Below are 25,280 nucleotides of genomic sequence, written 5' to 3'. Positions count from 1 at the left end.
AATCGTCACACTTTCGATGATAGGTGTGCGTACTTTGAACACCGAATCCCATGTTGAAAGACACCAATTATCTCACAGTCAATCACCACTCACGTAGTGGCCGACTCTCACTGTTGACCAATCACCGATGAGCGAGGTACTTGTCGTCGGCGATGCCATTGTCGATTTCGTTTTTGAGGACGTCGACCGCGTCCCAGACCCTGGCGAGGAAATGGTGGCTTCGCGCTTCGAAGTGCGCCCCGGTGGGTCCGCTGGCTATGCATCGTTGGGTTTGGCAGCACAAGATGTCGACGTTCGGGTATCGACACCCGTTGGGGCCGATAGGCTCTCCGAGCAGTGGCTCACGTTCATGTCTGAGCACGGCGTCGATACTGAGATGGTTAACCGGGTACCCGGTACAGGTATCAGTACCGCCGCAGCGATTCTCACGGATACCGACCGATCCTTCGTGACGTATCGCGGCGCTGCTGGAAACACTTCAGTAGAGATACCAGACAGTGGAACCGCGGATATTGTTCTCGTGTCTGGCTTCGCACAGGCGCCGTACCTCTGGAGTGACGACGGCGTTGCCTCTATCCAGAAGTTGGGCGAGCGCGAGGCTCCAGTCTTACTCGATACGAACTGGTCTCCATCCGGCTGGCGGGAGGCATTCGAGGAAGTTCTCCCGTCGATTGACTATCTGCTCGTCAACGACACCGAAGTCCGCCGACTGGGCGAGGCAACGGCGATACCAGCCGCCGGTAGTGCACTCGTTGAGCGCGGTGTCGGGACTTGCATCGTCAAGGCCGGCGAGGAAGGCTGTATCGTCGTCGACAACGACGGCTTCGAGACGGTCCCCACCGATTTCACCGAAACCGTCGATACCTGTGGAGCCGGCGACTTCTTCAACGCCGGATTCATTTCGGCCCTGTCTGAGGGAAAGTCAGTTACCAAGGCTGCGAGGCGTGGAAACCTGGTCGCTGGTGAGGCGATTCGTGTCTTTTCTATCGATGACAAACTATCGTCGATCGAGGCGCTCTCTTAACTCTCAGCTTCAACCTTCACCATGGGATATGAATCGGGGAATCAACGAAATTCCATGTGAATCCGATTGTGGAATCTAACTACGAGTCAGAAGAATGCGGCATGAGGGACAAATAAGGGGACTACGCCCGCCTACGAACCCATAATCTCGTTGACTCGGCTCTCCCACTTGGGTTCGTATTCGGTGAGGACATCTAGTGACGGCGTAATCATCTGATCGAACTGCTCCTGGTCCGTCGGGAAGGCGACATCCTCCTCCATCCAAGAGGGGATCTCCGCGTCCGCATGGAGGGGTGCGACGCCGAGGTTCTCACACCACGGACCAATGTTTTCGGTGCTTGCAGCCGTGTTGATGTACTTTTGGCTCCAGTAGGTTAGTGAGTCGCTCTGTCCCCGCGGGACCCACATCGTATCGCGGCCCGCTCGTGCACCTTCCTCCGGAATCGTGTAATCGACGGGCGCACCGTCATCTTGGGCGTTGACGATATTCGCCGGTAGCAACACCGCCATTGAGACCTCTCCCTGCCGAAGGCTCTGGGTGAGTTCGGAGTCTTCACCGATCGTCCCGACGTTCGGGCGGAGGCTTTCGTACTCATCCCAAACTGGCCCCATCTCTTCGACCGGCCCGAGCTCAGTGTCCGTCATCTCGGCTAAGACGGGGGTTATGCCGTGGCCGCTCGGATAAAGTCCGATTTGATTCTCCCACTCGTCGTCCCACCACATGCTCCAAGAGGTTGGTTCCGAGTCGACCTCATCGGTGTTGTATGTGAGTGCGTAAGTGTACGAGTAGAGGTTAACGAACGGCCATGCAATGTCGCCAGCGTCGGGTTGCGCGGCGCCAAGTAGATCCGTAATGTTCGGGACTACCTCGGTATCGAGCGGCTCCATGAGTTCCAGTTCGAAGGACTGAAAACTCGTCTTCGTAAGCGACCACTGAACGTTGACTGGAGGTTCGCGGTCCTGCTGAAGTGCGGTCCGGATCTTCGCCTGCATCTGGTCCTCGCTGGAGTTGTCGTATTCAACATCTATTCCAGTCTCCTCGGTGAACGGCGTCGAGACGTACTCGTCGAGGTTGTCCTGCCAAGCTCCCCCCCAGGCGCGAACCGTAATCGAGTCCGGCTTTTCGGGTTCGCCACCACCGTTTCCATTTCCGTTGCCGTTTCCATTTCCATTGCCGTTTCCATTTCCGTTGCCGTTTCCATTGCCACCACTACATCCAGCCAATCCAGTGACCGATGCGGCACCAGTTGCCGCGATGACCTTCCGGCGGCTGAGCCGTTTCACGCCGTCCGATTTCTGCGTATTTTCTTCCATAGTTCGTTCAGTATGAGTGTCGTTACCGGTCATACAACTGTGCCCACCATAAGGTTGTGTATTTATAAAAGACCCGTCTTTCTCCCAAGGTTTGTTCAGGAAACATCCACGGTAGCAGAGAGATATCACCGACAATCTCGGTCGAGAGCGATAGTATTCGTATATTCAGTTACACAACCCGGCAGTACGCCGTCCGTCCAAATTCCTGTCATCAGAGATATCCTGAGCCCACAACGGCCAGATGTTGGAGGCCCTTCCGAGGGGCGAAAACATCACCTGACGGTGTAGCCACCATCGATAACAACTGTCTCGCCGGTCATATACGAGGAAGCTTCCGAAGCGAGATAGACGGCCGTCCCGGCTAACTCATCAGGAGATGCCATCTCGTCAAAGAGCATCTCCGAAAGCCACGCCGCTTCCATCTCGGGATTTTCTGAGAGCATTTCGTCGATCATCTCCGTGCGGATATACCCTGGTGCCATGGCATTAACTCGGATTCCGTGTTTGGCCCACTCGGAGGCGAGTTGTCGCGTAAAGGAAACGACTCCGCCCTTTGACGCGTGATAGACAACCTCTTCCTGTGGATAATTCGCCACAAACGCCGACATCGACGCCATGTTGATAATCGTTCCACCGTCGCCATCGATCATCGCTCCGCCAACGTGTTTTGTACAGAGGAACACGCCTGTCAGATTCGTCTCGATCACCTCGTTCCACGTTTCCAATGACATCTCATGAGCGGGTGCCATCCGTGCAATCCCCGCATTGTTGACCAAGATATCGATCGCTCCGAACTCATCGAGTGTCTGCTCAACCATCTGCTCAACGTCGGTTTCGTCAGTAACGTCGACCGCCACGGCAGTCGTCTCGGCGTCTGTTGATGAGCTGATTGCTTCAGCGGCCTTTCTGCCGTCGTGTTCGTTTCTGTTGGCGACGCAAACGTTGGCACCTGCCTCGGCGAGTCCCTCAGCAAGTGCGCGCCCGATACCCTTGCTTGCGCCTGTCACAATCGCCGTCTTTCCGTCGAGTCTGAACGAATCAAGTACGGACATATCTCACGTCTGCGTGTGGCTCGATAAGAAGGTACGCCCACCACAGGGCGATGGAGCGGTGGATACGCCTATTCAAGCCGTGTTCGAACGCTTTCGGCATGGGCGTCAAGCCCCTCTAATTCGGCCAACGTGACCACAGCCTCCGAAATCGACTCTAGCCCCTCGCGGTCGAGTTCTTGGACGGTCCGCGAGCGGACGAACGTGTCGATCGAGAGTCCACCTGTTGTTCTCGCTGCTCCCGAGGTCGGCAGGACGTGATTTGTCCCACTCGCGTAATCGCCCACGGCCACCGGGCTGTACTCGCCCATGAAAACGCTACCTGCACTGTCGATAGCGTCAACGACCTCTTTTTGATTCGCTGTCTGTACCACGAGATGCTCAACGGCGTAAGATTCGGCAAAGGTCGTCGCATCAGTCATCGAGTCGGCCAAGAAGACGCCGCTGCTGTCGTTAGCAAGCGCCTCGCGGATGGTGTCGCTTCGATCCAGATCGGAAATTTGCCGGTCAACTTCATCAACAACGGCCTCAGCAACCGTCTCGTCTGGGGTGACGGCCACGGCGGAAGAGTGGGGGTCATGTTCGGCCTGTGCGACGAGCTCCGCGGCAACGTATTTAGGAGTCGCCGTTTCGTCGGCCAGAATCAGCACCTCGGTGGGTCCAGCGATCATATCGATAGCGACATCGCCTCGAACGTCTGCCTTTGCGGCAGCAACCCAGCGATTCCCTGGCCCAACGATCTTTTCGACCGGAGGGATTGAGTCCGTACCGTAAGCGAGCGCTGCGATAGCCTGTGCGCCACCGACGGTGTACACCTCGTCGGCACCTGCCAGGTCGAGCGCCGCTAGTGTAACTGGGTTGATTTCGTCCGCGGGCGGGGTTACGACGGCTACCTCCTCAACGCCAGCGACCTTCGCGGGAACGACAGTCATGATCACCGTTGAGGGATAGGCTGCGCTTCCACCAGGGACGTAGGCACCGACTCGCTCGATGGGTCGGAACTGTCGGCCGAGTGTTAGCCCCTCAAAGTCGTCCGTCCAGTCATCACGCCGTTGCCGCTCGTGGAAAGCACGTACGCGATCGATTGCGACTTCCAAAGCATACCGAACATCCTCGTCGATTACATCAGCAGCACCCGAAATCGCGTCGGTCGCAACTAGGGTGTCGCTGTCGACGTCATCGAAGCGCCGATTGAATTCATAAAGTGCCTCATCGCCGTCTGTCCGGACTTGATTTATGATGTCCCGAACATCGTTTCGGATCGCATCAAGGCCAGTATCACGATTGTGAATCGCATCCAACTCAGCAGGACTGAGCGCCGAGAGTTTCTGTACGTCCATGGATCATTGTGGATTCGTCAAGCGCATTAATACGGTCCCACCGTGTGGTGACTCCTCGCGACGTGATGAGTGCGAGCGGATGATTCGAGTCATGCTCATCCACCATACGGTGGTCTCAAATGTATACCCCATTGGGAGGACATCCCACGTAACCCGATGGGACACAAAAGACACCCCTCCTCTGGGACGTGGCTAGCCTCACAACCGCGATCCATCTGTTCGGCACCGAACAGGGCCGGGGAGCAACTGTTATGAGAACGGCGTTACGAATCGTCTATTATCGTGACGGCACAGGCCAGCGAAACCGCATCCCTACTGGAAACATGATTGACGCATGAGCCGAATAGACACCTACCGACACACTTGGACCCAATTCAAGTGGTCCGTGATGGACGCCATCATCGCAATTAAAGAGCGCATTCCCTTCGAAAAAAAAGCCGACTCAAACCGGTTTGGTTACGTCCTGATTACTCCTGGCGTGCTCGTAATCAGCTTTCTTGCGGTTGGGATGGCACTCCTCACTTGGTACAGCTTTCTGACGTACGACACGATCCAAATTTTCACCTATGAATACACCCTTGCCAACTGGAATCGTCTGATTCAGACCTCCGCTTTCCACACGGTATTCTTCCGGACTATCCTCTATTCCACACTTGTCACCGTCTTATGTGTCGTCTTCGCGGTACCGTATGCGTACTTAGTTGTCCGAACGAAACAGCCCATCCTCAGGTATGTGCTACTCTTTGGGTTGTTCGTTCCTTTCTTTTCAGGAGTGATCATCCGGGCGTACGGCTGGCTTATTCTGCTCGGCCGTAATGGCGCGTTCAACTGGCTACTCGAGAGTATCGGGCTTGAACCGCTAAACATAATCGGCACCTCAACCGCAGTCATCATCGGCCTCGTCCAGTATATGCTGCCGTTTGCGGTCCTAATGATCACGCCCGCAATAGCGAGCATCGACCGTGATCTCGAACGGGCGGCAAAAAACGCTGGCGCGAATCAGATTCAAACGTTTCGCCACGTCATCCTCCCGTTGGCACGGCCTGGTATAACCGCGGCGGCAATTGTCGTATTTACGATTTCGATGGCGAACTACTCGATTCCTGACCTGCTCGGCGGCGGCACGAACGACTTCGTAGCAAACTTCATTTACCAGACAGTGTTCGGAACGCTAAACTATCCGTTTGCGTCCGTGCTGAGTATCGTCCTCGTAGCGGTCGCCTCAATCGTCGTGCTCGGCGTCTTTCGGCGCTACGGTACCGGGACCCTCGGCGTGGAGGTGGGTGAATAATGAGTCTCTTGCGTGGAGTCGGACAGCACCTCAAAACCGACCACCCGTATCTTACAGCATTTGCACTGGTGGAACTGATATTTTTGGTGTTGCCCTCGCTTATCATCCTCGTTGCCTCCCTTGGCGCAGGCGAAATCATCGCATTCCCACCGGATGAATTGAGCCTCAGGTGGTACTTCTCGCTACTTGATGAGGGTGAATATATTCAGCCGTTTATCAATAGTGTGATGGTTGCAACGATCTGTACGATTATTTCGATCCCGATCGGGCTCTCGACTGCAATCGGATTGAATCGTTACGATATCCGATTCGAACACGGGATTCAGCTGTATCTGTTGTTACCCTTCACCGTTCCCCTCGTCGTGTCGGGATTCATTCTATTGATTCTTTTCGGCCGAATCGGCTGGATCGGTAATATCTGGGCTGTCGGGTTGGCGCTGACGATCATTAACATCCCATTTATGATCTGGAGCGTCGCTTCCAGCGTCAACTCCTTCGATCCGACTCTGGAGAATGCTGCCCGGAGCCTCGGCGCTGAAGAGATTCAAACGTTCAGACACGTCACCCTACCGGCCCTGATGCCGGGCGTGATTTCCGGCTCACTGATGATGTTTATGCTCGCGCTCAACGAGTTCATCGTTAGCCTTATTATCACCATCTCGGACACGGAAACGCTCCCTGTTGCGATCTACAGTGCAATAAGAGGGAATATCAGTCCGCAGATTGCGGCGATTTCGAGTGTCTATGTTATCGCCGCCATCATTGCGATCATCATCGCCGATCAACTTGTCGGGCTGGATAAGTTCCTGCATTCTTGATATCTACCCCACGCTAAAGCGCGAGGATTTCCCCGTTGAGGGTTCGGCTACCAACCCACGGAGGCAACTTGAGGGTCTGTGCGCACTTCTTTGGGACTTTCATGAGGGTGTGGTTTCTCCGACCAGTCGTGGTCGTCCCACTCGAATAGCACGTGCCGTGCCATCGGCCTGACTTCGCTTTCGCTGTTTTCTCGAAGGAACGTCTCTGACGCCGTAAATGACAACGGGTTTGATTGCCGGTTTGATCCTCTCTGGATAGGGGTGTATGGTTGATGTATGCTCTAGATGGCTTCCTCAGTAAGATTTCTGTCTACCGAAATTTTATCTGAAATGGGTCCTATCTACTAATTATGAAAGGAACCTACACGTCCCCTGCCGTTGAGCAAACGGTCACGATGATTAGCGCGGTTGACGACGAGGCGTGTGCAAGCCTCGTCGCTGACATCGTGGGTCACCCGAGCGGCCTCGTCTCACCGAAGGAGTTCTGGCTTCTGAATCCGCCGTTTTCGAAATCGAAAATCAGCAAGCGATTGGCGAAGCTTCGTGAGGCTGGCGTGGTTGCGTATGCAGATGCTCCGGACCAGAGCCCTGGAGAGCCACGTCGATACTATTACCTTACGGACGACGCCAGAGCGGTGTTCGACCGCAACAACATGTTTGCTCCTGAACCGCTCAAAGAGCTGTTCGACCGTATCGACCACTCGGATGAATTCTTGGCGTTACTCGAGAAGCCGCGGCCAAATGTGGCTGCTGAGACGGTCTACACCGAGTAATATCTACACACCAGATTCTTAATTCCTTTTCGCACTACAATACTATGTAAATTGCAAGACAACGTAGCCGAACATCATTGTTCCAGTAAGTAGAACAATACCGAGTCCGGTGTTGAATCCTCCGACGATGATTCGCTCCGGTATAATTGGCTGATATAGACGTTCAGTCAGCTTTCTAAAAACTCCAAGAATTAGGCTGGCAAGTATTACTAGAGTTCCCCCACCGCCTCCAATGCCAGCCATCAAGATTATTATGTCTATATCTGTTTCTGAAAGTTCGCTTACGTCTCCAAGGTCGGAGTTGTCGGCGGCTGTTGCAGTCCCGGTTGGTGTTTCTGTCGCTTGGCCTGGCTGGGCTGTTGGAAGTGGAGTCGTTTCTGAGGGCAGTATTCTCTCGTCTTTGAGTTCGTACCCATACCGTTCGGGGTCTTCGGGAGGATTCGGGACTGCAGTTCCTCTGACGTATCGCTGAAGCCACTGATCTAATCGCTCCCCAGCCACTTCAGCTACGTAATCTTCGAAATCGACGTACCGAAGATCTCCTTGATGGGTGTTGAGTAGTTGAAAGACATCTAGCAGCGTTCCGTTGCCGTCGCTACGATTCCGGATCTGGATGTCGAGCGCTGCGAGTACCCGTGGACCCTTCTCATATGGCGTTTTACCGCTGGACCAGCCATCCGGATTTGAGAGGCGGTCTGACTCGTATTGGCGGCTAGTGATTGCACGGCCGAAGGTTCTTTGTGTGAGTCTATTCTGTTCTGCCGCCAAGATGACTGCATAATACTCTGCGCTCGCCTCGGTAAACCATTGCATATTCTCGGCTGTTTTGTATTGCTGTTGTGTATGAACGAATTCGTGAAACCACGTACTTGTTCCATTGAGTTCTGATTCCTCATGGGCCCAAAATTCTGCTCCAGAAGCTTGTCCCCCTCGTCTTAGTGGTGACATCCCAACAAATATCGTTATCTGACTTGGCCCCGACAGCGACAGATCGCCTTCTGCCCTCGAAAGCCCACTAAGAATCTTTGAAGAATTAGCACGCAGATTGGACTGGTCTGGAATTACTAGTTGAATAGAGGTATCGCTATCTGTCGATGTATTCATAACTGTGTTCGGTCCGGTGAACACAAATCGGTCTCCTGCTACACCCGATCCAGAAGTGGTGGTGTTTCGAATTCGGCCCGGGTTATCCCCTGAATATCTGTAAGCCGTTACGCCAGTCACTTGAACGAAGGCCCATTCGTCGGTTATCGCTGTACTCTTTCCCCCGAAGTCTCTGTTGCCTAAGGGAGACGTAAGGCGATAGGTTATTGTTGCGTCTGTTTCAGTGATGTATCTACTTCCATTGGACCGCTCAAAGCTATGGCTCTCTACCGTTACGTTTTTTGGTGGCCGAAATCTGACGAAATCGATGTCATGAGGAAGCGTAACGGTAGCCTCAACAGTGACACTTTGATTGCCAGTCTGTTCTACAATATAGGTGGTTTCAACCGGTGTATCACTGGCTGACGCAATAGCGGGTGCAGCAAGTAATCCAGCGATTAGTAATCCAAAAGTGACCAAAACGAAGATGCTCAGACGACGCACAAGTGTCAACTGATGTTACTTCTACAAATTATTTAGGCTCATTCCACCTACTGTAATATACTCATCTCCAATCGCTACCTTGGGAATAACGATATTCGCAGCTTCACTTCGGTGGCGTGGTTGGTTCGATGTGGTCCGTGCGTACCGCCTCAGTGGTCGCGGTTTCGAGTCCGTCGGAGAGGAGTTTAGACTCCGCCTTCCGGAGGTGTTCCAAAAGCGTTGCGCGGCTGATCTCCATCTTCTCGGCGAGTTCCTCGCTCGTGATTTCGCGGGGCCACTCGAAATATCCTGACTCGAGAGCACATTCGATTACCTCGTACTGTCGGTCGGTAAGTCGTACACCTGTCCTATCAAAGGCTGACAATTTCCCCAGTGTCACGGTACCGATTTCACGGAAATCCTCAATCATTGCCCGAAGGTCCTGCCGGCGGAAGAACAGCACCGTGTACACACGGCGGTCCGGGCCAATTGACGTATGTCGCCTGAGGATTCCATGGTTTCGGTCGATTGCCGAATAGGCGCCGCACGACGTTTTCGTCACGAGTATGTTCCCATCACCCAGGTTTTCAACGTGTTTCACCTGCTCGGATTCCCGAAGAGTGGCCAACACGTCCGGGCCGTTGTCGCCGGGTTCGAGCACGAAGGTCACGAGTTCGTCGTGGAGTTCCTCGATGGCGATGTCGAGATTCTCGTCGAACTCCGTTGCGAGTTTGGAGACGACACACTCCTTGTGTTGCTGGAGGTGAATCTCTGCCTGAAACATAGACCTTCGTAGAACGGGAGTATGAATAAGTCTTCGTCGGGTCGATTGAGGTGCTACCGAGACATCGAAATCGAGTCGCTGTAGACCGATTAACTGCCGAACTCTCGTTTGGCTAGTGCGAGCGCGGCGTCAAGGTCGAGCGGCCCCTCTACAGCTAAGGCATCGAGATAGCTGTCCACGGTCTGTGTATCGGGCTCTATCCCGACTCGTCGAAGGAGGCGGCGGGCGCCGCTCTCTCCGGTGGATCTACCGAATATCAGTCGGCTCTGGCCGCCGAACAGTTCTGGGTCGAATGGTTCGAGCGTAGCGGGGTCAGCGAGCATCGCTGCCGTATGGATTCCAGATTCGTGTTCGGCGATTTTTTCGCCGAGGACGGCCTTTCGGTCGTCGTAGGACTCGCCGAGGCGGTCCAGGATGCTTCGGCACGCCGGAACGAGTTCGTCCGTCGTCATCCCGAGGTCGTCGTCGTGCTCGACGGAACAAGCGACGACCACTTCTTCGAGGGGGCTGTTGCCGGCTCGTTCGCCGAGCCCAGCGACGCTCACGTCGGCTTTTCCGACGCCAGCGCGGTAAGATGCGAGGGCGTTGGCCGTCGCACAGCCCATATCGTCGTGGAAATGGACGCCCAGACGACCGAAGTCGATGTGGCCGTCGAGACCATCGAGATATTCCTGTACCGTCGCTGGCGTTCGCGCGCCGACGGTGTCGGCCAGCGAGATGAAATCCACTTCCGGAATCGTCTCGATAATCTCGATAAGCTGGTCGTGGTCCGTTCGGAAGGCGTCGGCCAAGGTGACATGCACGGGAAGGCCGTGTTCGCGGATGTAGTCGACAGCCTCACCGAGCATCGACAACATTTCCTCGCGGGTAATCCCGAGTAAGTGTTCTAGGTGGCGGTCCGACGCGGAAACGAACGTTTCGATTACCTCCGCGTCGGCCGAAAGCGCTGCATCGATATCGCTTTCGAGCGCGCGTGCTAGAGCGACTACCTCCGCATTGGTCGTCCCCGCTAGCTCCGAGATGGCTGCTTGGTCTTTCTCGCCGGTCGCGGGAAAGCCGGGCTGAATGAAGGGGACGCCCAACTCGTCGAGAGTCCGTGCGCATTCGATTTTTTCGTCGGCGGTGAACTCCCGCCCGGGCATCTGGTCCCCTTCCCTGAGTGTGACATCTGTCAGGAGCATTTATATGATTCCCTCCTCCTCCAAGTCGACGATTTCCTCCGGCGAGAGGTCGAGTTCACCGCCGTAAATTTCCTCGTTGTGCTCGCCATGTCCGGGGCCGAGAAACTCGATATCGCCGGGGGTTCGGGAGAACTCGGGGACCGGTGCGAACGTTTCGATTTGCCCAACGTCGGGGTCGTCGACCGTGACGAAATCGTCGCGGGCCTGGTACTGCTCGTCCTGCCGGATGTCTTCGACGTCGTAGACGGGTCCCACGATGGCGTCCTCTGCCTCTAAGATGTCGATAGCTTCCTCGGTCGTGTGGTCTCGGGTCCACGCTTCGATTTCCGCGTCGAGAGCCTCGACGTTCTCGACGCGTTTTTCGTTGTCCGCGAAACGGTCATCCTCGATAAGTTCGGGCTTGCCGATGGCGTGTGCGACGCGCTCGAAAATTTTCTGATTTGAGGCGGACATTGTCATGTAGCCATCCTTCGTCTCGTAGATGTTCCGTGGAGCGGTGTTTGGATGGCGATTCCCTGTCCGCTCGCGGACGTGACCATCGTAGTCGTAGGCCTCTACGTCTCCGAAAAAGAGTCGCGAGAGTGGTTCGATGAGGGAAACGTCGACGACCTGTCCCTCGTCGCTACCTCCCCGACCGAGATCTCGCTCGTAGACGGCCATCAGCGTCGCCTGAAGGGCAAACTGGGCCGCTGTCAGGTCCGCGAGGCTAATCGGCGGCAGAAGCGGTTCGCGGTCGGGGAAGCCGTTGGCGTGAGCCCACCCGGAAATTCCCTCGGCGATGGTGCCGAATCCGGGTTTCTCAGATTTTGGACCGGTCTGCCCGTATCCCGAAAGCCGGACCATAATCGCGCGTTCGTTGACCTCGTGGATGTCGTCGGGGCCGAGCCCCCACCGTTCCATCGTCCCGGGCCGGAAGTTCTCGAAGACGATGTCGGCATCCTCAATGAGTTCCAGAGCGAGTTCCCGACCGCGATCTGAACCTAAATCGAGTGTGATACAGCGCTTGTTGCGCCCGAGCGATTTCCACGCCAACGAGTGGCCGTCCTCGGTCTTCTTCGGCCACTCACGGATCGGGTCGCCCACTTTCGGATGCTCGATCATCACCACGTCAGCGCCGAAATCGCCCATCATTGTCGTCGCAAACGCGCCGCTGATCATGCCCGACATGTCGATAACGCGCAACCCGTCCAACGGCCCCTGTCGTTCTCGTGCTGTCGTGTCGTCGTTACTCATACAATCCCTCATTAAACGTTGTCAAATCTGTGTAAATCATGTTTCTGTGGTTCTCATGCGTCTTTCTCGGTTGCGAGGCGCTCGAGTACGTCGTCGGTTGCCACGACGTCCCCGTATTTCTGGTCGATGTCGAAGAGGTTCGCGCGATGTGGGCCGTCGGCGCGGTCGCCGACGGCGTCGGCGGGGACGACCGTCCGGTAGCCGTGCTGAAGACTGTCGACGGCCGTCGCACGGACGCAGCCACTCGTGGTGACGCCCGCGAGAACGAGCGTGTCGACGCCATCGGTCGTCAGTTCCGTCCCGAGGTCGGTGCCGAAGAAGGCGCTGGCGTACTTTTTGAGGATTACGCGCTCGCCGGCTTCGGGGTCGAGTCGCCCGTCGACGGCGACGGCGTCGGTCCCCGCCTCGAGTTCGCGGAGGGCGGGCACTTTCTCGATGAACCGACCGGCGTCGCCGTAGGACTCCTCGTAGGCGACGGTGGTGAAATACCGAGGGAGGTCCCGTTCGCGGAACGCCGCGAGCAACCGCTCGGTCTGCTTGACGACGGCGTCGAAATCCGCGCCAAGGTTGGTTTCGGCGTCGGTGAACGCGTTAATCAGGTCGATGACGACCAACGCGGGTCGGTTGCCCATCCCGACCTCATCGCCGAAGTCGTGGTTGGCGTAGTAGGCCTCGGTTTCGTCGATCCAGTCCATGGGTGGTGTTCGTCGTGAAATTGTAATCGTTCCTCGGTATCAATCGCGGTTCTCGAACTCGCGGCGCTCGGCGGCAATCCGGTCGGCGAGTTCCTCCTCGGGCGGGAGTGGGCCGTAATCAAACGCACCGAGTTCTTCGCGGGTCTCCCGAATCTCGGCACGTCGGGATTCGGTCGCCGTCTCGTCAACGGTGCCGTCCTCGGCGAGGACGACACCGTACTCCTCTTCGGCCGCCTCTTCGGTGATGAGCCCACGTCGGACCTCGGTGGAGACCGTTTCAGTATCTCGGTCGAGTGCGTCGCCCAACCCGCCGCCGCCGGCGGTGCTGAAGACCAGTTTGTCGCCGGCCTGCACGGGGACGTTTTCGACCTTCGAGGGGAGTTCCTCCTCTGTACCGTCGACTCGGAGTAGCTTCTTTTCGCTTCTGCCGCCGTGTTTGCCTCCCTCGACGCCCCACGGGTAGGTGTGGGCGCGGTCGTCCTGGAAGGTAATCGCCCCGTCCTCCTCGAAGGTATACACCTTCGTGATTCCGTGGCCGCCGCGGTATTCGCCCGGCCCACCGGTGTCTTCGCGCGTGCTGTACTCGTCGATAGAAAGCGGGTAGTAGGCCTCCTGATACTCGGCGGGGACCGTCCGAAACAGCGGCCACCACGAGTGGCCGTCAAGGCCGTCGCCGCCGGGGCGGGCAGGGATGCCGCCGTAGAGGATTTCCAGCATCTGGAAGTCGTTGCCTTCCGAGTCGGTTCCGGCGTAGACGAGGTTCGGCGAGGTGCCGTAACTGCCGGCGACGGAGAATCCGTCGATGAGCTTCGAAAACGTGGCCTGCAGCACGTCGAACTGCCGGGCCATCAGCGGCAGGCGGTTCCCGAGTGGTGCGGGGAACTCGGGTTGAACGACCGTCCCCTCGGGGAGCGTGACCTCGAAAAGGTCGTAGTACCCGTCGTTGAACGTCAACAGCGGGTCGAACGCCATGATGAGGAAGACGCCGGTGAACATCTTGAACATCTTCTCGTTCAGCAGGAAGTTCACCGTCCCGGGGACTTGCTCGTCGGTGCCCGTCCAGTCGAGGTAGACCGTGTCACCTTCGCGGTAGATTTCGAGGTGGAGTTTAATCGGGCCGTTGCCCATCCCGTCGTCATCGACGTAGTCCTCGAAAGTGTACGTCTCCCCTTCGGGGACGAACTCGTCGATGAGGTTTATCATCCCGTCTCGGGTGCGGTCGAGGATGGCGTCACAGCCTTCGAGATACGTCTCTTTCCCGAAGCGGTCACAGAGTTCCTGAACGCGCTCTTCGGCCGCTTTCGTGCCTGCAGCTAGTGCCTTGATGTCGGCCTCGGCATGGTCGGGGAGACGGGTGTTGTGTGCGAACGTCTCCAGAAGCTGGTCGTCAAGCTCGCCGCCCTCGTAGAGTTTGACCGGTGGGAGGCGGATGCCCTCCTCGAAGATGGACGTCGCTTGGACCGGCATGCTACCGGGGGTCTTCCCGCCGACGTCCATCAGGTTGCCCCACTGACTGGAGAACCCGACACGTTCGCCTTCGTAGAAGATGGGTCGGAGCAGAAGCATGTCCGGCGTGTGTGACATCGCGCCCGCGCACATGTAGGGGTCGTTGGTTGCGATGACGTCACCTTCTTCGAGGTCATCCCAGCCGAAGCTCGCGTTGTCGATGATAGTCTCGATGGCCGACCCGAACTGACCCATGACCATCCGTCCTTTCGAATCCGCGATGAGTGGGAACTGGTCGGACTGCTCGCGGATGACCGGGCTGATTGCGGTCGTCTCCAGCACGCGGTCCATCTCGTATCGAGTGTTCTCTAGGGTGCTCTCGATTATGTCGAGCGTCGTCGGGTCGATATCGTGTTCACCGACGAAATCGGGAGTGTCAGCGCTCATTGGTCGTCACCTCGGTTGATTTCGATGTTTGCATAGCGGTCGATGGTGGCGGTGTGGTTGGGCTGGACGACGACTGTCGAGTCGTCCTCGACGACGATTGCCGGCCCGGCAATCTCGTTACCCGGCCGTAGTTCGGTTCGGTCGTAGACGGGCGTCTCGCGGTAGGCGCCATCGAAGTACACCTCGTCGGTGCCGACCCGCGCCGCACTCGGGTCCGTCCCACCGAGGTCGTACTCCTCGATGGTGACACCTTCGATGACGCCCTTCCCGATGACTCGGAGATTGGCGATTTCCAGCGGTGCATCCAGCGAGAAGCCGAAGCGCTGGTCGTGTCTCGCCTCGAAGTCGTCTTTGATTTCGTCGAGGCCGGTTTCGGTCCGGAGCGCATCGATATCGACCGGAATCGACATCTGGATGTCTTGTCGGTAGTACCGACAGTCGGCGTAGTACTCGAAGGCGTGGTCGGATTCGTCGACGCCCTCCGAATCGAGCCACGTTTCGGCGTCCTCACGGAGCGTCAGCAGTTCCTCGTGGACGTCGTCGCCGTCGACGTCGAGGTCGGTTTCGAGGTACGTCTCGGAGAACTCGTTTTGCACGTCGGAGGTGAGGAATCCGAATGCCGACATCACGCCCGGGCCCGGCGGGATGACGAGCGGATAGGTGTCCATCACGTCGGCGAGCGCGTTGGCGTGCATCGGACCGGCGCCACCGAAAGCCACGAGGCCGAAATCACGGGGGTCGTACCCCTGTTCGACGGAGACGACGCGTAGCGCGCCGTGCATGTTTTCGTTGACGATGTCGAGGATGGCCTGAGCGGCCTCCTCGACGGAGGTGCCGCGTTCCTCGGCAATGGTGGCGATTGCATCGCGGGCGGCGTCCCGGTCGAGGTCCATCTTTCCACCGAGTTGCACCTGCGAGGGGATCCGTCCCAGAACGACGTTGGCGTCGGTGACCGTCGGTTCCTCGCCGCCCTGTCCGTAGCAGGCCGGGCCGGGGTCGGCGCCGGAACTCTCGGGACCGACTTGCAGTGAGCCGGAGAGTTGGACGCGGGCGACGGAGCCGCCGCCGGCACCGACCGTGTTCACGTCGACCGAGCGGGACTTGAATTCGCGGTAGCCAACCTTCGTCTGGCGCGTGGTCTCGGGTTTGCCGTCCTCGACGAGTGAGACGTCGGTTGAGGTACCACCCATATCGAGGGTGAGCACGTCGGGTACCCCTTTCTTTTCCGCGATGGTCGCCGCGCCGACCACGCCACCGGAGGGGCCTGAAAGCGCGAGCTCGACGGGTCGCTCTTTCGCCGCCTCGGAACTCATTAGGCCGCCGTCCGAACGGACGACGTTCATCGCCGTCGTCGACCCTGCCTCCTCCAGCGAATCGTCGAGGTCGTCGAGATAGTTGATGACGGCCGGCCGGGCGTAATCGTTGATGACCGTCGTCAAGGTTCGCTCGTACTCGCCATACTCGGGGACGATTTCCGAGGAAATCGAGACGGGCAGGTCTGGCGCTTCCTCGGCGACTATCTCGCGGACTCGCTCTTCTTGAACCGGATTGAGATACGCGTTGAGCAGGGCGACGGTTAGGGACTCGACCCCACTGTCCCGGAGCTCCCGAACCGCTTCCCTGACTTCGGCTTCGTCTAGTGGCTCGGTCACTTCGCCTTCGGGGGAACTGACCGTCCCGGAGACACCACGCGTGTCTACTAAATCGGCTAAGGGGTCCGGTTTCTCCATGTCCATCCATCCGTAGAGTGGACCCGGCGTCCAGGCCCTCGCCAGGTGGAGGATGTCCTCGTGGCCTGTCGTGGTGATGAGGCCGACTCGTGCCCCGGTCTCTTCGAGCAGCATGTTGGTTACGACCGTCGTCCCGTGGAAAAGCAACTCCAGGTCCGCGACCGACGCACCTGCCTTCTCGGTCGCCTCGTTCACGCCTTTCAGCACGCCCTCGGATGGATTTGCTGGCGTCGATAGCACCTTGTCGATGGTGAGTTCGTGGGTGTCCTCGTCGAACACGATAACGTCGGTGAAGGTACCACCGACGTCCACTCCCAAGTTGTATGTCATGTGAGTGCGTGCCAGTATTTGCTGCTGCTGATTGCCTAAACGTTCTTCCAACCCCTGTTGGGTATTTTTATACCCCTCCTCTAAATCCGGTGGCCGTGCTTCGCCGATTCGCTAATTACTGTGGCGTCGTTCTTCTCGAATACGGACTCGAACATATATGGTTTAATACTATTACATAAATTTGATATTTGCCAGCAATACGTTATCAAATGTGGGGGGATACAAATGACGATTAGATTTTATGTATTACCTTGAACAGTAAAGGCAGGCATACAGACATGTTATTTAATTATCTGAGAAGGATTTAGACTGGCTCAAATAGTTATTAAAGCGCTTTGTATGCCATATCATCTAATTCTACAACGTGAAATGGACAAATTTATAATATATAATTCATTTTGATTAGATGACAGTAAAATGTTAAATATTTAACATTTTGTAGCAGGCGTTATTATTTTTATACCGTTAAATTAGAAGACATATATGATTAGTATATAACTTTGAAAACCGGATTAGCGACCGTCAATAACGAGACAAGATTGCCGTCGTCTGTCCAGTCGCAGCCGGGAAACGATTTCATTGCAAGAATTCATCAATTAGGAAACGATTTCATTGCAAGAATTCATCAATTAGGGTAGTCACCTTGTCGGGAGCCTCCATCATCGGATAATGACCGACATCGGAGAGAACAACTGGTTCAACATCCGGCAATCGCTCAATCGTCTCCTCGAAAACGTCGTCTTGGATAAAGTAGTCATCAACCCCGCGGACGAGCATGACCGGGCAGTCGGCTTTAGCAAGTTCGTCAGCACGGTCGAAGTCTGCCCACGCCTGCAAATCGTTGGTTGCGATTTCGTGGGCGCTGCGGTGTTGCCATGCGAGTTCTTGTCGACGATTTTCCGGGCACGTTGGACCGACAGCATCGGTAACGGAGTACTCGAGAACATCCTGCCAGCTGGGTAGTGCGTGCGGGTGAGAGAGTCGACCCAGTTGAGCACCGCGTGTGCGCCCTGCTCCCTCCATTGCCACAGCGCCGGCGAGGTCGTCTGCATGGTCGATAGCCAACGAGAGTGTGGTATCGCCTCCGACGGAGCAACCTCCGACGACAGGCTGGGTGATGCCGAGCGCGTCGACTAATCCCCATATTGCATCGGCATGCTGCTCGATTGTCGTATTTGGCCCTCCTTCGTTCGGGTAGGATTTACCGTGTCCTGGAAGGTCTGGAACGATTACATGATATCCCAAATCAGCGAGTGCAGGAGCTACGTATCGCCACTGACGTCCGTCCGCACCTGCCGTATGAATCAGTACAATCGATTGATTTTCCGCATCACCTACGGTTTCATAATACGTCCGCGTACCGTCGACATCTACGTACGTGCCGGTGAGTTGAGTCATTCTGCCACCTCCATCTCTGCCGTACTGTCCGTGGTATTCTCTTGGAGATGGCGTACGAACAACTCGATTGCGTCCCGCAAGCGGTTGGCTTCGAGTTTGTTTCCGCTACTCCGAATCGCGGTCTCGTACAGTGCTTGTGAGAACGACATATCGCCAGCAGCAAGTTGCTGCCAGGCTGCTTCATTCCCGGTCAATCGGAACGTCGCCCCAAACTGGGGGACGTAGGGTTCCGTATCGATAATCTCACCACGATAAATCTTCAGCCACACCGTCTGCTCTCCAATTTCCAGTGCTATCGACCCATCAAAGTGCTCGGCGGCCTTGCTGAAGTCGTCGTCGCTGTTAGCTGATGCGACGGTATCAGCTAGCCATGTCTCGCTTCCAAACATCGACTGTATCTGGTGGCGTCTGCCACCTAAATCTACCTCCAATCGCTGCTACCGCGTTCACGTATCAGAGTAGCTTTCGAATCCGGTCAGGTGCATCACCCTCCTCGTAGGCCGACCTCATCGCATCCTGCTCGTCGGCCCGGGCCTGTTCACGCGTTGGCGAATCGAGTTTCGCCAGTTGCGTTTTGAGTGCAGCGAGTGCTGCGCCGCTGCTTTCAGTGACATCGCTGAGGAGATTGTTCAGGCCTTCCTCAAGAGCGTCCGGTGGTGCTGTCTTCGTGACGAAGCCCGCTTCCGCCGCCGTTTCGGCCTCGATATCTGCACCGGTGAACAGCCACGCTCGGGCCCGTCGCTCACCGATTATTCGGGGTAACAGCGTGGTCGTGTACCCCGCCACTGGGATACCGAGATTTGCCTCGGGGATGGCAAACGTCGCGTCGTTGCTGGCGACAACCAAGTCTGCTCCCAGACAGATTAGGAAGCCTGCACCATAGGCACGTCCCTGCACGACGGCAACGACAGGGAGCGGACAGTCCCGGAGCGAGGCGACGAGCGCCTGGACCTGTTCAGCTAGCTTTGCAGGGTCGGATACCGTTTCGGGGTCAAGGTCGGAAATATCAGCTCCCAACGAAAAATCGTCACCGAACGCCGAAACCGCAATCGCGCTCCCGTCGCTCTGCTCTATCGATTCGAACAGGTCTGCTAGCGCACGAACCGTTTCCATCGGGAGCGCGTTTCGTTTCGCAGGCCGCGCCAGTTTGACCTCGTGGATTGTCTCTTCAGGTGCCGAATCGAGTGAACGAGTCGTTACTTCGAGATGCTCCGTAGCAGGTATTTCCATACCCGCTAGTTGTGGGGGGTCCTAAAATCGATTGTGGGCTTTATTCGATAGTTTCCTGAAGGATACGTTCGTACTCCGCCTCGAACTCTCCCCGCTCACCGAGGTACTGAAGCGTGCTCTTCCGCATCAGATACAGGTCTTCGGCCACCTCTTTCGAGAGTTGGATTTTCTCGTCGACTAAGAGGACGGTGACGCCGTTGTCGCTGATTTCCAGAATCGTGTCACGAACGTCCTCGACGATTTTCGGAGCAAGTCCGAGCGTTGGCTCGTCAAGGAGGATGATGTCTGGCTCAACGACCAATCCCTGTGCGATGGCGAGCATTTGCTGTTGTCCGCCACTCATCGTGCCGGCATCCTGCTGGCGCCGTTCGTCGAGGATGGGGAACAGCTCGAATACCTGCTCGAGAACGTCCGAATTCGAACCTTCGGCCGGGATCATCGCCGTTCGAAGATTCTCGAGAACTGTCATTTCCGGAAACACTGTGTGGCGCTCCGGCACGTACGTAAGGCCGCGCTGGATGAGTTCGTGAGGATCGAGTCCGACCGTGTTTTCATCACGGAAGGTAATCTCTCCGGAATCGGGGTCTTTCACGCCTGAGATTGCTTTCATCAGCGTCGTTTTCCCGGCGCCGTTCGCTCCGACGACGGAGACGACGCCACCTTCCGGAACCGAGAGGTCGACGTTCCGAAGGACGGTCATGTCGCCGTAGGACACTTCCAAATCTGAAACGGACAGAATTTCATCGCTCATAGTGCCATCTCACCCAAATACTTCTCTTGAACCTCTTCATCCTCTTTGATTTCTTCGGGAGTTCCTTGACCGAGGACTCGGCCCTGCGAGAGAACGACAACGTTATCGGCCAAGTCGAACGCGGTCTCGATGTCGTGTTCGATGAGCATGAGCGTCTTTTCTTCCGCAAGCGCATCAAGGTACTCGAGCATCGCCGGCTTCTCGGCCGGGTCAAGACCCGAGAACACCTCATCAAGCAGGAGTAGTTGGCCGTCGGCAGCCAGTGCCAGAGCCACTCGTTTGCGCTCGAACAGTGTTAGCGACTCACCGAGTTTGTCATGAATCTCCATCAGATCTAGGAGTTCCATCAACTCACGAGGATTTGACTGGAACGCACCGAGGCTGATGTTCTCGGCGACGGTCAGCTCATCAAAAACATCGACCTCTTGGAAGGTGCGACGGATACCCATGCGAGCGACTTTGTAGTCTGGAGTTTGAGAGATATCTGTTCCCTCGAAAACGACATTCCCATCGTCCGGCATATGATAGCCGGTGATACAGTTGAACAGTGTCGTCTTGCCGGCGCCGTTGGCGCCGATTATTACTGTTGTTTCACCCTCCGTGACGGAAAGCGAGACGCTGTCTAGAGCGATGATACCACCGAAGGTGCGCCGTAACTCTGTCACTTCCAGAATGCCCATGCACTAACACCTCCGTTATCGAAGTCGCCGAAGTAGTCTTTGACCCCGCCGACGATACCACTCGGGAGGAACAGTATTACCAGGATCAGAGTGAGTCCGATTATGTACGGCTGATAATCGCCGAAGCCCAACGATCGGACAATTTCCGGTAGGCCAATCATGAGCACGGCTCCGACGATTGGACCGTAGATAGTCCTGAGTCCCCCGAGGACGGCGATGACCAACAGGAGCACGGTCTGGTCGAGCGTGAATGCACCAGGCGTGACTAGACCATTGACGTGTGCGTAGAGTGCACCGCCGATGCCCAGTACGAAGGCACCCAATACGACCGAGACCAGTTTATATCGAGACGGGTTGTACCCGATGGACCGAAGCAACTCCTCGTCTTCACCGGTTGCAACAGCGAGCGTACCCAGCAGCGAACGGTCAAACGCAGTGACGATGAAGGTTACAAGAACCAGAACCGCTAATAAGAACACGTACTGTTCGACCTGACTGGTGAAGACGAGAGGGCCCAACGACGGATTCGGCATCCCTGAGATGCCGGTCGGACCTACTCTGTCCCAGTTGGTGAAGGCATAGTAGACGATTTGCTCGAAGGCCAGCGTGGCGATCACGATTTCGAAGGTCGAGCCAATAATGATTGCCGATGCCGCGACAGCACTACCGACGATAGCGGCTGTGAGACCACCGATTAGTAGCGTCACCGCGAATGGCAGGCCCATCTGAATCGCCAGTAACGACGAGACAACGCCGCCGATGACGGCTAACGCTGCCGGGCAAAAAACGAGCAGGTTCGGCCACCCGAGCATAATGTTGTATCCTGACGCCATGATGCCGAACATGAGAACCAAGAGCGCAACATAGCCAACGTAGTTTGACGAGATGACGAATGGAACCACGACGAGCCCGCCGACGAGGACAAACGCGGCGGCGCGAATCGGTTCGGTCCACTCGAGATTACGCAGGTCGACGTCCAGTTCTTCTTCGTGCGTCGCCGTCGCTTCGGAACTGCTCATTCGGCCACCCCCTGTCGAAGAGACGTGGCCCGTTCTTTCAATCCTGCAATCAGAGAGTCTTCGCCTTCGCTCAGAACGATCGCCTTCAACAGGAAGAAGGCAATCAGCACGGCAAATTCGGAGGCGTAAATGTAGTACGACGACAGGTACAACACTGCGAAGGCTTCGTACAAACCGAGTGCGTAACCGGCGACCATCGCTCCCATGACACGGCCGATGCCACCGAGAATCACGATGATGAAGGCCTTAATGAGAAGCGAGAAGCCGAGTGTTGGTTCGAGCGTGAACATCGCCGCGTTGAGGACACCTGCTGCGGCTATCATCGCTGCACCCAATGTGAACGCGATGAGGAACACTCGGTCAACGTTGATACCACGCATAATTGCGAGCTCTCGATTCTGGACGATTGCCTGAAGACTGAGGCCGGTATCTGTGTAATTGATAAGCCAATATAGGAACGCAAAGTTCGCGACGGCAAACGCGATTACAACTAACTCAAGATGGGAAACAGACGTGCCGGAGACTTGAACACTGTTCTCTTGGAGATTACCTAATTCGATGTATTTGGGTGCGTGACCCCAAATCTGGGCATACCCTCGTTCGAGAATCCGAGCCAAGCCGATAGTCACGAGAATGACGCCGAAGACGTACTCCGACTCTTTTCGGCCATAGAGTCGGGACAGCAAGGTCTTTTCAACCACAGCTCCGAGGACGGCGATTGCGAGGACAGCCCCGATTAAGCCGACAATCCATGGGAGCCCAGTTAGGTTTACTAACTGGTAGAAGACGTACGCTCCACCTGCAAACAGGGCCGCATGGCCCATATTTGGGATATCCATCACCCCAAATATGATGGTGAAGCTTGCCGCGAATACGGCGAAGATACTCCCCTGAATGAGGCCATTGATAAGTGATTCTAGTAGGACCATCTGCGTTTCAGAGATCTGTTTCCGGCGGGATACTCGTAATCGGTGGGAGCTGGCCGTCCCATGCAACGGTATCGATTTCCGCGTCGCCGCTCGAGCCGTCGAACTTGATGAGCGCACCGGGGATAGACGGCTGGCCACGGTCGTTGATGGTCGCGTTGCCGAGGATGGTCGTAATCTCGTTTCCGACCAAAGCTTCGCGTAGGTCTTCTCCGTTCGTGGAGCCGGCCTCCGTGAGTGCGTATTCGGCGGCTTGTGCGTCGGCGTAAACGTTGTAAGCCGTCGGGTGGTCAGGCGCGTTTTCTATCGATTGGTAGTCCTCGAATTGTGAAAGCGCCTCATCGCTGATTGTTTCTGCAATCTGATCGTCGTCGGCGTAAGAGAGTCGTGTGTATACGCCGAGGGCATAAACGTTGGACATTGAACCGCCGACTTCGCCCAGTGAGTTGTAGTCTGCACCACCGAGGCCGGTCAGAATCGGCATATCGTCATTGAGGCCGGCACTATCCTGCTGCTCTATGAATCGCTGCATCGCGGATGCCCATGTCTGGACATACAGTGCATCGATATCGGAGTTGCGAGCCTTGGTGATGTACGACGAGAAGTCCTGTTGGCTGAACGAGAACCGACCGAGGTTCTCGTAGTCGCCAGCATTGTCGGCTTCGTTGAACCACCACTCCATCAGGTCCAATGTGTCATCTCCCCAGTCACCCTCCTCGGCGATGACACCGATTTTTTCGATGTCGTCGCTGTCACTGACGAATTGGAGTGCGGGATAGGCGTCCATCACGGTCGAAACCGTCAGCCGCATCATGTACGTTCCATCGGTGTTTACCTGCGGGGTAAAGCCGTGTGTGAACGTTGGAATCTGGTTATTATTGATAATCTCGTTAATGGCTATCGCACCGTTGGAACGCCACGACGAGAGAATCATCGAAACATTATCCGATGTGGTGAGGCGCTGTGCTGCCGACCGTGCTTGGTCATTCGAAGATTCGTCGTCGTACTCGACGATATTGATCTCTCGGGTCTCACCGCCGATTTCAAGACCACCGTTGCCGTTAACATTCTCGACCCAAGCACTCTGCGCCTCTGTCGCTAATTCGCCGAAGAAAGCTGCCGACCCCGACAATGGATTGATGGCTCCCAACTGAACCTGGCTCCCACCGCTATCTCCCATACAGCCCGCTAAACCGACCGCAATTCCTGTTGCCGCACAACTCTTGGCTAGAAACGACCGTCTCTTGTACTCTGGCATGTGAGTCCAACTCTCACATTACCCCGGTGGTGTTTAAATCTTTGGAGAAGAATGATGGAAATGGCAAATAATAATCATTTTATGTCGGCAAAGCTAGGATTAGATGACGGGTAGAATATTGAACCGATAGTTGATCGAAGAACTAGTCTTTCCGACTGGCTATTACTGGTCTTCGACGTACGTCATTTCATCGTCAACCGACTGCCAAACATCCATAGCGATAGGGGACTCTTTCTCCTCAATGATTTCTGCAATGAGTCCAGCAGCACGACTGACGATGGCGAATCCGCGAGCTGCTTCGGGTTCTAAACCGAGATCGGACGACAGAGCGCCGATGGCCCCAGTAACGTTGATCGGGAGGTCTCGTCCCGTGGTCTCTTCAAATTCGCTTTGTAAGTCTTTGAGGATGGCCACGTGCTCGCCGGCGACATCGGCTTCTTCGGCGAGTTCAAAGAGTCTCTGAGCACGGGGGTCAATCGGGTCAAATTCGGGATGGCCGATTCCCGAAAATCGATTTCCACTCTCTCGGTAGGCTGCTGCCAGTTCTGCAACCGACGCCTCGCGGTCATCGGCAGAATTAATCGATTGCAGGTCCGTAGCACATTGTTCCATCGCGCCTGCGAACCGAGAACCGACACCAAGCAGACCGCTCGCTACGGCTCCTTGGGTCGAATTAGGTTCTGAAAGGAGCGTCAAACGGGTTGCAATCGCGTGGGGGGTTGTTCCGTGGACCATCAGCGAGGAAAGCATTGCATTCACAAGCCGCTCTTCTTTCGCCGTCAACGACTCTCCAATGAGCAGGTGAATGAATGCACTCCCGAAGTCTAACTCACCCATTATCTCTGAGGTTAGGTCTTTCCCCCGGATGGTCACTGATTCCTCGTCGTGTGTCGAAAGTTGGGTTTCGTAGTTACCGTTCATCCATTTGGACTGTCTTGGACTGGGCAATAAATCTAGCGCTCAAATAGGTTCAGGCGAAATCGAACTCTCCCGTTGAA

General features: G+C 56.2%; 23 protein-coding genes and 1 pseudogene. 4 read left to right on the top strand and 20 right to left on the bottom strand.

All coding sequences use genetic code 11. The features are described from left to right. Positions 1 to 127 precede the first annotated feature (127 nt). Entirely contained in the window at positions 128 to 1,024 is an 897-nt protein-coding gene (locus tag GJ631_RS01940; protein ID WP_156707538.1) for a carbohydrate kinase family protein, read from the top strand. Positions 1,025 to 1,155: 131 nt separating this feature from the next. Here the strand turns inward: GJ631_RS01940 and GJ631_RS01935 are convergent, their stop codons facing one another. From GJ631_RS01935 to hisD, 3 genes are all read right to left on the bottom strand, one after another. Next, a complete protein-coding gene (locus tag GJ631_RS01935; protein ID WP_197424714.1) occupies positions 1,156 to 2,370 on the bottom strand; it encodes an extracellular solute-binding protein in 1,215 nt (404 codons plus the stop codon). Positions 2,371 to 2,609: 239 nt separating this feature from the next. Continuing rightward, positions 2,610 to 3,389, bottom strand: a complete 780-nt coding sequence (locus GJ631_RS01930) for an SDR family NAD(P)-dependent oxidoreductase (protein WP_156707537.1) — start codon at positions 3,387 to 3,389, stop codon at positions 2,610 to 2,612. Positions 3,390 to 3,457: 68 nt separating this feature from the next. Continuing rightward, positions 3,458 to 4,726 (bottom strand): histidinol dehydrogenase, encoded by a 1,269-nt coding sequence (gene hisD / locus GJ631_RS01925; RefSeq protein ID WP_156707536.1) that lies wholly within the window; start codon positions 4,724 to 4,726, stop codon positions 3,458 to 3,460. 388 nt (positions 4,727 to 5,114) lie between these two features. Here hisD and GJ631_RS01920 point away from each other — a divergent pair, with 388 nt between their 5' ends. After that, positions 5,115 to 6,017 carry an ABC transporter permease gene (locus tag GJ631_RS01920; RefSeq protein WP_156707535.1) on the top strand — a complete coding sequence of 301 codons (903 nt, stop codon included), beginning with the start codon at positions 5,115 to 5,117 and terminating at the stop codon, positions 6,015 to 6,017. Continuing rightward, complete coding sequence (locus tag GJ631_RS01915) at positions 6,017 to 6,835, top strand: ABC transporter permease (RefSeq protein ID WP_156707534.1); 819 nt, start codon at positions 6,017 to 6,019, stop codon at positions 6,833 to 6,835. Before GJ631_RS01920 ends, GJ631_RS01915 begins: the two co-directional genes overlap by 1 nt. 47 nt (positions 6,836 to 6,882) lie before the next feature. Here the strand turns inward: GJ631_RS01915 and GJ631_RS18865 are convergent. Continuing rightward, positions 6,883 to 7,050 (bottom strand): annotated as a pseudogene (locus tag GJ631_RS18865) (IS200/IS605 family transposon protein TnpB); the annotation flags it as partial. Between the two features lie 135 nt (positions 7,051 to 7,185). Here GJ631_RS18865 and GJ631_RS01905 point away from each other — a divergent pair. Further along, positions 7,186 to 7,608, top strand: a complete 423-nt coding sequence (locus GJ631_RS01905; protein WP_156707533.1) for a winged helix-turn-helix domain-containing protein — start codon at positions 7,186 to 7,188, stop codon at positions 7,606 to 7,608. Between the two features lie 42 nt (positions 7,609 to 7,650). On the opposite strand, the gene GJ631_RS01900 is transcribed toward GJ631_RS01905, so the two are convergent. The 16 genes from GJ631_RS01900 to GJ631_RS01825 form a co-directional block, all read right to left on the bottom strand. Next, positions 7,651 to 8,712 (bottom strand): hypothetical protein, encoded by a 1,062-nt coding sequence (locus GJ631_RS01900; protein ID WP_156707532.1) that lies wholly within the window; start codon positions 8,710 to 8,712, stop codon positions 7,651 to 7,653. A 586-nt stretch (positions 8,713 to 9,298) separates the two neighbouring features. Then, complete coding sequence (locus tag GJ631_RS01895; protein ID WP_156707531.1) at positions 9,299 to 9,958, bottom strand: helix-turn-helix domain-containing protein; 660 nt, start codon at positions 9,956 to 9,958, stop codon at positions 9,299 to 9,301. A gap of 89 nt (positions 9,959 to 10,047) precedes the next feature. Beyond that, complete coding sequence (locus tag GJ631_RS01890; protein WP_156707530.1) at positions 10,048 to 11,139, bottom strand: LeuA family protein; 1,092 nt, start codon at positions 11,137 to 11,139, stop codon at positions 10,048 to 10,050. Further along, positions 11,140 to 12,372, bottom strand: a complete 1,233-nt coding sequence (locus GJ631_RS01885) for a CaiB/BaiF CoA-transferase family protein (RefSeq protein ID WP_156707529.1) — start codon at positions 12,370 to 12,372, stop codon at positions 11,140 to 11,142. A 53-nt stretch (positions 12,373 to 12,425) separates the two neighbouring features. Beyond that, a complete protein-coding gene (locus tag GJ631_RS01880; RefSeq protein WP_156707528.1) occupies positions 12,426 to 13,067 on the bottom strand; it encodes an isochorismatase family protein in 642 nt (213 codons plus the stop codon). Positions 13,068 to 13,106: 39 nt separating this feature from the next. Next, positions 13,107 to 14,960 (bottom strand): hydantoinase B/oxoprolinase family protein, encoded by a 1,854-nt coding sequence (locus tag GJ631_RS01875; protein WP_156707527.1) that lies wholly within the window; start codon positions 14,958 to 14,960, stop codon positions 13,107 to 13,109. Then, complete coding sequence (locus tag GJ631_RS01870; RefSeq protein ID WP_156707526.1) at positions 14,957 to 17,020, bottom strand: hydantoinase/oxoprolinase family protein; 2,064 nt, start codon at positions 17,018 to 17,020, stop codon at positions 14,957 to 14,959. The genes GJ631_RS01875 and GJ631_RS01870 overlap by 4 nt, the downstream gene beginning before the upstream one ends. A 609-nt stretch (positions 17,021 to 17,629) precedes the next feature. After that, on the bottom strand, positions 17,630 to 18,418 hold the full coding sequence (locus tag GJ631_RS01865; RefSeq protein WP_156707525.1) for an alpha/beta fold hydrolase: 789 nt from the start codon (positions 18,416 to 18,418) through the stop codon (positions 17,630 to 17,632). Continuing rightward, positions 18,415 to 18,807 (bottom strand): hypothetical protein, encoded by a 393-nt coding sequence (locus GJ631_RS01860; RefSeq protein WP_156707524.1) that lies wholly within the window; start codon positions 18,805 to 18,807, stop codon positions 18,415 to 18,417. Before GJ631_RS01860 ends, GJ631_RS01865 begins: the two co-directional genes overlap by 4 nt. A gap of 64 nt (positions 18,808 to 18,871) precedes the next feature. Next, entirely contained in the window at positions 18,872 to 19,648 is a 777-nt protein-coding gene (locus GJ631_RS01855; protein ID WP_156707523.1) for an enoyl-CoA hydratase/isomerase family protein, read from the bottom strand. 40 nt (positions 19,649 to 19,688) lie between these two features. Continuing rightward, complete coding sequence (locus GJ631_RS01850; RefSeq protein WP_156707522.1) at positions 19,689 to 20,399, bottom strand: ABC transporter ATP-binding protein; 711 nt, start codon at positions 20,397 to 20,399, stop codon at positions 19,689 to 19,691. Further along, on the bottom strand, positions 20,396 to 21,079 hold the full coding sequence (locus GJ631_RS01845; protein ID WP_156707521.1) for an ABC transporter ATP-binding protein: 684 nt from the start codon (positions 21,077 to 21,079) through the stop codon (positions 20,396 to 20,398). The genes GJ631_RS01850 and GJ631_RS01845 overlap by 4 nt, the downstream gene beginning before the upstream one ends. Beyond that, positions 21,061 to 22,098, bottom strand: a complete 1,038-nt coding sequence (locus GJ631_RS01840; RefSeq protein ID WP_156707520.1) for a branched-chain amino acid ABC transporter permease — start codon at positions 22,096 to 22,098, stop codon at positions 21,061 to 21,063. The genes GJ631_RS01845 and GJ631_RS01840 overlap by 19 nt, the downstream gene beginning before the upstream one ends. Further along, positions 22,095 to 23,027 (bottom strand): branched-chain amino acid ABC transporter permease, encoded by a 933-nt coding sequence (locus GJ631_RS01835; protein ID WP_156707519.1) that lies wholly within the window; start codon positions 23,025 to 23,027, stop codon positions 22,095 to 22,097. The genes GJ631_RS01840 and GJ631_RS01835 overlap by 4 nt, the downstream gene beginning before the upstream one ends. A 7-nt stretch (positions 23,028 to 23,034) precedes the next feature. Beyond that, positions 23,035 to 24,282, bottom strand: a complete 1,248-nt coding sequence (locus GJ631_RS01830; protein ID WP_156707518.1) for an ABC transporter substrate-binding protein — start codon at positions 24,280 to 24,282, stop codon at positions 23,035 to 23,037. A 162-nt stretch (positions 24,283 to 24,444) separates the two neighbouring features. Beyond that, complete coding sequence (locus tag GJ631_RS01825) at positions 24,445 to 25,203, bottom strand: citryl-CoA lyase (protein ID WP_156707517.1); 759 nt, start codon at positions 25,201 to 25,203, stop codon at positions 24,445 to 24,447. Positions 25,204 to 25,280: the final 77 nt, after the last annotated feature.

Origin of the sequence: Natronomonas sp. CBA1123 (genome assembly GCF_009741925.1) — an archaeon.
Lineage (GTDB): Archaea > Halobacteriota > Halobacteria > Halobacteriales > Haloarculaceae > Natronomonas.
Note: the sequence above shows the minus strand (reverse complement) of the source record. Positions and strands in the feature narration are given on the sequence as shown.

Coding starts and splice junctions, on each gene's coding strand:
- GJ631_RS01920 (WP_156707535.1), top strand. CDS start 5,115: ATGGACGCCATCATCGCAATTAAAGAGCGCATTCCCTTCGAAAAAAAA.
- GJ631_RS01880 (WP_156707528.1), bottom strand. CDS start 13,067: ATGGACTGGATCGACGAAACCGAGGCCTACTACGCCAACCACGACTTC.
- GJ631_RS01860 (WP_156707524.1), bottom strand. CDS start 18,807: ATGTTTGGAAGCGAGACATGGCTAGCTGATACCGTCGCATCAGCTAAC.
- GJ631_RS01825 (WP_156707517.1), bottom strand. CDS start 25,203: ATGAACGGTAACTACGAAACCCAACTTTCGACACACGACGAGGAATCA.
- GJ631_RS01840 (WP_156707520.1), bottom strand. CDS start 22,098: ATGAGCAGTTCCGAAGCGACGGCGACGCACGAAGAAGAACTGGACGTC.
- GJ631_RS01895 (WP_156707531.1), bottom strand. CDS start 9,958: ATGTTTCAGGCAGAGATTCACCTCCAGCAACACAAGGAGTGTGTCGTC.
- GJ631_RS01855 (WP_156707523.1), bottom strand. CDS start 19,648: ATGGAAATACCTGCTACGGAGCATCTCGAAGTAACGACTCGTTCACTC.
- hisD (WP_156707536.1), bottom strand. CDS start 4,726: ATGGACGTACAGAAACTCTCGGCGCTCAGTCCTGCTGAGTTGGATGCG.
- GJ631_RS01940 (WP_156707538.1), top strand. CDS start 128: ATGAGCGAGGTACTTGTCGTCGGCGATGCCATTGTCGATTTCGTTTTT.
- GJ631_RS01905 (WP_156707533.1), top strand. CDS start 7,186: ATGAAAGGAACCTACACGTCCCCTGCCGTTGAGCAAACGGTCACGATG.
- GJ631_RS01865 (WP_156707525.1), bottom strand. CDS start 18,418: ATGACTCAACTCACCGGCACGTACGTAGATGTCGACGGTACGCGGACG.
- GJ631_RS01890 (WP_156707530.1), bottom strand. CDS start 11,139: ATGCTCCTGACAGATGTCACACTCAGGGAAGGGGACCAGATGCCCGGG.
- GJ631_RS01915 (WP_156707534.1), top strand. CDS start 6,017: ATGAGTCTCTTGCGTGGAGTCGGACAGCACCTCAAAACCGACCACCCG.
- GJ631_RS01830 (WP_156707518.1), bottom strand. CDS start 24,282: ATGCCAGAGTACAAGAGACGGTCGTTTCTAGCCAAGAGTTGTGCGGCA.
- GJ631_RS01900 (WP_156707532.1), bottom strand. CDS start 8,712: ATGAATACATCGACAGATAGCGATACCTCTATTCAACTAGTAATTCCA.
- GJ631_RS01875 (WP_156707527.1), bottom strand. CDS start 14,960: ATGAGCGCTGACACTCCCGATTTCGTCGGTGAACACGATATCGACCCG.
- GJ631_RS01835 (WP_156707519.1), bottom strand. CDS start 23,027: ATGGTCCTACTAGAATCACTTATCAATGGCCTCATTCAGGGGAGTATC.
- GJ631_RS01870 (WP_156707526.1), bottom strand. CDS start 17,020: ATGACATACAACTTGGGAGTGGACGTCGGTGGTACCTTCACCGACGTT.
- GJ631_RS01845 (WP_156707521.1), bottom strand. CDS start 21,079: ATGGGCATTCTGGAAGTGACAGAGTTACGGCGCACCTTCGGTGGTATC.
- GJ631_RS01885 (WP_156707529.1), bottom strand. CDS start 12,372: ATGAGTAACGACGACACGACAGCACGAGAACGACAGGGGCCGTTGGAC.
- GJ631_RS01930 (WP_156707537.1), bottom strand. CDS start 3,389: ATGTCCGTACTTGATTCGTTCAGACTCGACGGAAAGACGGCGATTGTG.
- GJ631_RS01850 (WP_156707522.1), bottom strand. CDS start 20,399: ATGAGCGATGAAATTCTGTCCGTTTCAGATTTGGAAGTGTCCTACGGC.
- GJ631_RS01935 (WP_197424714.1), bottom strand. CDS start 2,370: ATGACCGGTAACGACACTCATACTGAACGAACTATGGAAGAAAATACG.